The organism is Novosphingobium organovorum, from assembly GCF_022832435.1.
In the GTDB taxonomy this organism is placed as follows: Bacteria; Pseudomonadota; Alphaproteobacteria; order Sphingomonadales; family Sphingomonadaceae; genus Novosphingobium; species Novosphingobium organovorum.
In genome coordinates, this window is the sequence record NZ_JALHLF010000139.1 from 1 (window position 1) to 7383 (window position 7383).

Consider the following 7383-nt stretch of genomic DNA (forward strand, 5'->3'; position numbering starts at 1 on the left):
GGTCCCGCCGGAGCGCCGGGGGCGCCGGGCGCGGCCAAGGGCGCACCGGGCGCGAACGACGATTTCGCCGCGCGTATCGGGGGCACCAATTCCACCGCGTCCGCCGCGCGCACCTTCGATCCGGCGACCACGGTGACCCAGGGCACGCTGATCCCCGCCGTGCTCGAAACCGCGATCGACACCGAAGTGCCCGGCTACGTGCGCGCCATCGTGTCGACCGACGTGCGCAGCTTCGATGGCAAGAAGGTGCTGATCCCGCGCTCCTCGCGGCTGATCGGCCAGTACAAGAGCGGGCTGACCGCCGGGCAGAAGCGCGCCTACGTGATCTGGACCAGGCTGATCCGGCCCGACGGGGTCTCGGTCGACATCGGCTCGCCCGCGATTGCCTTTGGCGGCGAGACCGGCCTTGCGGGCAAGGTCAACAACCACTTCTTCACCCGCTTCGGCTCGGCGATCCTGCTCTCGGTGGTCGATGGGCTGACCACGCTGGCTTCGGGCGGCAGTTCGGTGGTGATCGGCTCGGGCTCCTCGGCGGCGTCTTCGGCGGTGCAGAGCACGGCGAACGTGGGGCCGACGATCCGCGTGCGCCAGGGCCAGCCGATCCGCGTGTTCACCGCCAAGGATCTCGATTTCGGTTCGGTGCAGTGAGACAGGGGAAGGGGCACACCCATGGCCGAGGTTCTGACACTTTCGACCGGGATGCCGGCAACCGGGATGCCGTCCGTGGGACGCAGCGCCGCCGTGGCTGATCCTGTGTCCGAATTCGGCGCGGAGGCCCCGGTCGCGCGCAGCGTCTATCTCGACGCCTATCTCGCGCCCTTGCGCCCCTGGCTCGACCGCGAGAGCGTGACCGAAATCCTCGTCAACCGCCCCGGCGAGATCTGGGTCGAGGATGCCGCCCCGCGCGGTGGCGCGCCGGGAATGCAGCGCCTCAGCCTGCCCGAAATGGACAACCGGCTGCTCCAGCGGCTGGCCGAACAGGTCGCGCGCATCAGCCACCAGGGCATCAACCGCGAACACCCGCTGCTGTCCGCCACGCTGCCCGCTTACGCCGGACAGTCGGGCGCGCGTATCCAGCTCGTCGGCCCGCCCGCCACGCGCGCCAACTGGGCCATGGCGATCCGCCGCCACCGCCTGCTCAACCTCCCGCTCGACGCCTACGATCGCGGCCCGATCATCCCTTCGCGCGAAACGCCGATGCCCGATGCCATGGCCGAACCGATCGCGTACTTGCGCGAGGCGATCCGGCGCCGCCGCACGATCCTCATCGCGGGGGGCACCTCGACCGGCAAGACCACCTTCCTCAACGCCATGCTCGCCGAAATCCCCGGTGATGAGCGCGTGGTGCTGGTGGAGGATACCGCCGAACTCAAGCTGCCCGGCGCCAACGGGGTGGGGCTGATCGCGGTCAAGGGCGAGCTGGGCGAGGCCAGGGTTTCGGCCAACGACCTGCTGCAGGCCGCGCTGCGCCTGCGCCCGGACCGCATCGTGCTGGGCGAGCTGCGCGGGACCGAGACGGTCTCGTTCCTGCGCGCGATCAACACCGGCCACCCCGGCTCGTTCTCGACCGTGCACGCCAACACCCCGCGCGGCGCGCTCGAACAGATCGCGCTGATGGCGATGCAGTCGAACATCGGGCTGACCCGCGCCGAAACGCTCGAATACGCGGCGAGCGTGATCGACGTGGTGGTCCAGCTCGACCGCCAGGACGGGCGGCGCGGGATCAGCCAGATCGCGGAGAGCCACACGCTGGTCGCCTGAGGGGGCCGGGTTGCGTTTGCGGCCAAGGCGTGGGAAAGCGGCGCGCCTTGGGTGTGCAACCGAAAAAGGCTTTCCCCGCGATGACCATCAAGCTGATCTGCCTCGATGCCGACGACACGCTGTGGCACAACATGCGCCACTTCAACGCGGCGTTCGAGGCGGTGCGCGATCTGGTCGCCCCGTTTGCCGAGGCGCAGGTCTCGCAGGACGCGCTCGACGAAGTGCAGGTGCGCAACATTTCGCTCTACGGCTATGGCGCGAAGGGCTTCACGCTCTCGATGATCGAGGCCGCCGCGCAGCTCGCCGGCGAGAATTTCTCTCGCGCGCTGGTCGAGGAGATCCTCCAGGTCGGGCGGCGCCTCTTGACCCATCCGGTCGAACTGCTCGACGGGATCGACGCGACGCTGGGCCAGTTGAAGCAGCGCGGCACGCTGGTCCTCGTCACCAAGGGCGATCTGCTTCACCAGGAAGTCAAGCTCGCCGCCTCGGGGGTGGGCCAGCTGTTCGGCGCGGTGAAGATCGTGAGCGACAAGACCACGCAGACCTTTGAAGATGTCTTCGCCGAGTTCGGCGTCGCCCCGCACGAGGCGGTGATGGCGGGGGACAGCCTGCGCTCGGACGTGCTGCCCGCGCTCGAAGCCGGGGCCTACGCCGCCTATGTCCCGCAGGACGGCGCCTGGGGTCACGAACAGGAAGGCACGCGCCCCACCGGCCCGCGCTATCGTGAACTGGGCGCCCTGCGCGAACTGGTGGGCTGGATCGACGCGATCAACGCGGGTTAGGGCCAGGCGGCGAGGGTCAATTCGTAGGTCTGGTTTCGCCCCGTTGCGGACGTTGGTGCTGATGCGGTTCAGTGACGCATTAGGGTGGGAAGCGGGCAGTTCTATATTCGCTGGTTCAAGCCCTGAATGGAAACTCCCGAAGGTGCTTTGCCGCTATCGTGACTTTAGATAGCGCAGTCCCAGTCTCTCTCGCCAACTCTTGGAACTCTGCCAATTTCGCGCTTGCGCACCAATCAGCAAGTTGAAGAAGTCTGTCTAGAAAATGGTCGATTTGCTCAGTATTTTCGGGTGAACGGATAGGAATGAAAAGGTCGCCTAGATTAATGAGCGGAACGATGGCCGGATTGATATCGTGATCGGCTCCATCGCTCTCAAACCATAGTGATCCGCCATAGCCGCTTCGCTTGAAGGCTGATCGCCACCACTTCTCTTGGTAGAAAATCGACAGGTCATCGCGTTGCCGGAGGATCAGGCGGGGTTCATCCTTTCGACCAGTGGCGGAAATGCCTCGGACCTGTGCCCGCTCTCGCAAACCGTCCAAAGCCCAGCGCTTATAGTCCTTCGCATTCATTGGATTGGAGTAGCTTTGATCTTGTGACGCGCAAAGCCAAATGTCCGCAATCGGTCCTTAGCTGCGATTGGTCAGCGACACTTACAAAGTCCGCTTCCCACCCAATTCAGACGCTTCACGCAGCCTTGAAAGCGTCCACGCCCGTCAGGNTCCTTAGCTGCGATTGGTCAGCGACACTTACAAAGTCCGCTTCCCACCCAATTCAGACGCTTCACGCAGCCTTGAAAGCGTCCACGCCCGTCAGGCGCTGACCGGCGCGCCGTCGGGGCCGAGCACTGCCCATTCGCGGCCCAGCCATTCGGCGAGCGCCTTCATGTCCTTGGCGCTCGAGGCGGTGTAGAGCGCGCGCGCTTCTTCGCTTAGCGTCAGGGTGATGCGCGTGGGGCTCGCTTCGAGCCGGGTCAGGTCGATCGCGCGTGCCGAGCCGCCGTGGAGGCGCCGGCACAGCCGCACCGCAAGTCCCCAGCCGATCGCGTGGTTGAGATCCTCGCGCGCCGCAAGGCGCGGGAAGGGATCGGGAATTCCAGCGAGCCCGGCGTTGGCGAAGACCGTCATGGCCATCATCGCGCGCCCGCGCATGTCGAGCCCGATCCAGCGTTTGCGCAGCGCCCAGGTGGTCGCCTCCTCGGTGCGCAAGTTGGGTTCGGTGCGCATCGCGACGAGCGCGAGCAGCGTTGCCGCCTGGCGCAAGTCGCCGTCGTGGTCGGCATCGTCGCACACCGGGGCGCACCATTCGGCCACGCGCACCGCGCCTTCGGTCGAGACCCGCGCGCCTTGCGCAAAGCCCGAGACACTCGCGAGCATGGGCGGTTCGGCCTGGATTTCGGGGGGAAGCTGGGCGTGCAGCAGCCCTTCGCGAAGACCCCAGGAGGAAAATACGATCTCGCTTGGTTCGAGCGCGGTGATGACCTCGACCAGCAGCGCCGCGGCGTCGGGCAGGCTGGCCTGGCGCGCGCTGGAAATGCGCGGGTCCGGGTTCTCCAGCTTGCCCTTGGCGAACTGGCGGCCGAGCCGCAGCACCTCGCCTGCAGGCAGCGCGAAGCCGTGCGGGTCGTCGACCGGCCAGTTCAGCTCGCGCATGGCCTGGAGCGCGAAGGCGCGCCACGAACCACCCACGATGTACACCGGTTCGCCTCTGGCCGTAGCGCCGCCCTGACCGGCGGTCTCGCCAAGCGGCCAGCCGGTGGCGCGGATGCCCGCCTGGACATGGGCGGAGAACGCCGCCGTACCGCTCTTGCGCAGTTCGGGCAGGCGCAGCGTGCCGAAGGGCATGGTCACCCCGTCGTCGTGGATCGCGCCGTCCTCGACCCCGATCAGTTCGAGGCTGCCGCCGCCAAGGTCGGCCACGGTGCCGTGCGCGCCGGGAAAGGCGGCGAGCACGCCCATCGCGCTGGCGCGCGCTTCCTCGTCGCCCGAAAGCAGCCGCGGAGCGAGCCCGAAGCCGCGCACCGCCTCGAGGAAGGCGGGGCCGTTCGAGGCGTCGCGCGCGGCGGCGGTGGCCACGCAGTCGACCGTCTCGACCCGGTGCAGCGCCACGAGGCGGGCGAAGCGTTCGAGCGCGGTGAGCGCGGTCTTCAGCGCCTTTTCCGAAAGCGTGCCGTCACGGTCGAGATCGCGGCCGAGCCGGGCGTTGACCTTTTCGTTGAGGATGACCACCGGCGCGCGCGGCGGCCCGCCATAGATGACGAGACGCACCGTGTTCGATCCGATGTCGATAATCGCGCGCTTTGCGTTCGAGTGGCTGATGCCGATCATGCGTATGAGACGATCCCGCTGCAGGTCCTGTTGCGCGCCCCTATGTCAGATGTTGCCCCGCCGAAGCGAGAGCTTGGGCACCTTTCGTCCACTGGCAAGCGAGGCACCGCGCCCCGAAAGCGATGGGTTGGTCATGAAATAGCGGTGAAGGTTGAACGGTTCCTCGCTGTCACCCACGCGCTGCGACGTACCATCGGGGTGGAGCAGCCAGGATTGCTCGGTATCGATCAGGTTGGCGAGCAGGACCTGATCGAGCACCTGGTCGTGGACGGTCTTGTTGCGCATGGGAATCATGATCTCGACCCGGCGGTCGAGATTGCGGCTCATGCCGTCGGCCGAGGTAATCATCACTTCGGCCTGGCGGCTGGGCAGCGGCGCGCCGTTGGCGAAGGCCCAGATGCGGCTGTGTTCGAGGAAGCGGCCGATCACCGACTTGACCGAGATGGTCTCCGAGAACCCCTCGATACCGGGCCTGAGGCAACAGATCCCGCGCACCACCAGCGTGATGTCGACCCCGGCCTGCCCGGCCTGGTAGAGCCGGTCGATCAGGTCGGGATCGGTCAGCGAGTTCATCTTGGCCCAGATCGCGGCGGGTTTGCCCGCGCGCGCGTTGGCGGTTTCGGCGTCGATCAGCTCGTAAAGCCGCGCGCGCAGCGTCATCGGCGAGATCGCGAGCAGTTCCATCGCCTCGGGTTCGACGTAGCCGGTGACGAAGTTGAACAGCTTGCCCGCGTCGCGCCCGGCCGCCGGGTCGCAGGTGAAGTAGCTGAGGTCGGTGTAGATGCGCGCGGTCACCGGGTGGTAGTTGCCGGTGCCGAAGTGGCAGTAGGTGCGGTAGCCCGCGCCGTTGGCCAGATCGCTCTCGCGCCGCACCACGATCGAGGTCTTGGCGTGGGTCTTCCAGTCGATGAAGCCGTAGATCACCTGGACCCCGGCGCGTTCGAGCTGGCCGGCCCACAGCAGGTTCTGCTCTTCATCGAAGCGGGCCTTGATCTCGACCACCGCGGTGACCGACTTGCCCGCCTCGGCGGCCTGGATCAGCGCCGAGATGATCGCCGACTGCTTGCCCGCGCGGTAGAGCGTCTGCTTGATCGCGATCACGTCGGGATCGCGCGCGGCCTGTTTGAGGAAATCGATCACCACCTCGAAGCTTTCGTAAGGGTGGTGGACGACGATGTCCTTCTCGCGGATGGCGGCGAAGATGTCGCCATCGTGTTCGAGCACGCGTTCGGGGTAGCGCGGCGAATAGGGCTCGAACTTGAGCTCGGGGCGGTCCTCCTCGCAGATCACCGAGACGCCGGAAAAGCCGATCAGCCCCTCGGTCTTCATGATCAGCGCCTGGTCGAGCCCGAGTTGCCCGCGCAGCATGTCCTCGGCGGCGGGATCGAACTTGCCCTGGAGCTGGAGCACGATGACGAGCCCGCGGCGGCGGCGCTGGATCGCGCTGCGGAAGTAGCGCACGAGGTCCTCGGCGTCTTCCTCGATCTCGATGTCGCTGTCGCGCAGGATGCGGAATACGCCGTGCCCGCCCACGCGAAAGCCGGGAAACAGCGTGGCGGCGTTGCGGCAGATGATGTCCTCGATCGAGATCCACGCCGCTTCCTCGCCCGGAATGCGCACGAAGCGCGGCAGCGGGGCGGGGATCAGCACCATCTCCATCACCGGCGCGTTGTCGGCGATGCGGCTGAGCGAGAACAGCACCCCGATGCCCTGGTTGGCAACGAAGGGGAAGGGGTGCGCGGGGTCGATCGCCTGCGGGGTGATGACCGGCATGATGTCGGTCGCGAAATAGTCCCTGAGCCACTGTTCGCGCACCGGATCGAGCGTCTCGTCGCCGACCACGCGGATGCCCGCCTCAGCCAGTTCGGTCTTGAGCACGCTCCAGCTGTCCTGCTGGATCGTCTCGAGTTCGAGGACTTTCTCGTGCGTCGCGGCAAGCGCCTGGCTGGGCGTCAGCCCGTCGATCGAGGCTTCCTCGATCTTGCGGCGCACCTGCCCGGCAAAGCCCGCCACGCGCACCATCAGGAACTCATCGAGGTTGCTGCCCGAGATCGAGAGGAAGCGCAGGCGTTCGAGCAGCGGGTAGTTGGCGTTCGAGGCTTCGGCCAGCACGCGCTCGTTGAAGGCCAGCCAGCTCAGCTCGCGGTTGAAGAAGCGCGTGGGGCTGCTGGCCAGCGCGACGGCGTCCGGCCCCGGCGCGCCGCCGGTCCGCGCGTCCTCGCCGTCAGCGGGGGCAGGGCCCGTGGCGGTTGAAGTCGGCATCGGCGTCGTGGGGCTCAGGGCGCTCGCTTCGGGCATGGGTCGCTGTCGTTCCTTGATCGTATCGTCGTTCGGCGCGTGGCACACCGGCCGCCGCTTCGGCCGCCCTTTGCACGCCTGCATGACGTTAGTGCGGCATATATGACACCGCTGCGCCATCGTAATCAATTGCGCGGCCGCATCAAATGCACGGCCTGAAGTATAAAGTCCGGCACCAGCCCGCGCCCCCACCCGACCTCCCAACTAATGTACACT

The 7383-nt window shown here is 67.1% G+C and carries 6 protein-coding genes; 3 read left to right on the plus strand and 3 right to left on the minus strand.

Annotated elements, in window-relative coordinates:
* The 3 genes from MTR62_RS18900 to MTR62_RS18910 form a co-directional block, all read left to right on the plus strand.
* Positions 1–648 (plus strand): TrbI/VirB10 family protein (locus MTR62_RS18900; RefSeq protein WP_327194438.1); only part of this gene is annotated, 648 nt, incomplete at its 5' end.
* A gap of 66 nt (positions 649–714) precedes the next feature.
* Complete coding sequence (gene virB11, locus MTR62_RS18905; protein WP_244023873.1) at positions 715–1761, plus strand: P-type DNA transfer ATPase VirB11; 1047 nt, start codon at positions 715–717, stop codon at positions 1759–1761.
* Positions 1762–1841: 80 nt separating this feature from the next.
* Entirely contained in the window at positions 1842–2543 is a 702-nt protein-coding gene (locus MTR62_RS18910) for an HAD family hydrolase (protein ID WP_244023865.1), read from the plus strand.
* Positions 2544–2658: 115 nt separating this feature from the next.
* Here MTR62_RS18910 and MTR62_RS18915 read toward each other — a convergent pair whose 3' ends face one another.
* From MTR62_RS18915 to MTR62_RS18925, 3 genes are all read right to left on the minus strand, one after another.
* A complete protein-coding gene (locus tag MTR62_RS18915; protein ID WP_244023867.1) occupies positions 2659–3114 on the minus strand; it encodes a hypothetical protein in 456 nt (151 codons plus the stop codon).
* 240 nt (positions 3115–3354) lie between these two features.
* Positions 3355–4869: a Ppx/GppA family phosphatase gene (locus tag MTR62_RS18920; protein ID WP_244023869.1), complete on the minus strand. Its 1515-nt coding sequence runs from the start codon at positions 4867–4869 to the stop codon at positions 3355–3357.
* 45 nt (positions 4870–4914) lie between these two features.
* Positions 4915–7167, minus strand: a complete 2253-nt coding sequence (locus tag MTR62_RS18925) for an RNA degradosome polyphosphate kinase (RefSeq protein ID WP_244023871.1) — start codon at positions 7165–7167, stop codon at positions 4915–4917.
* Positions 7168–7383 lie beyond the last annotated feature (216 nt).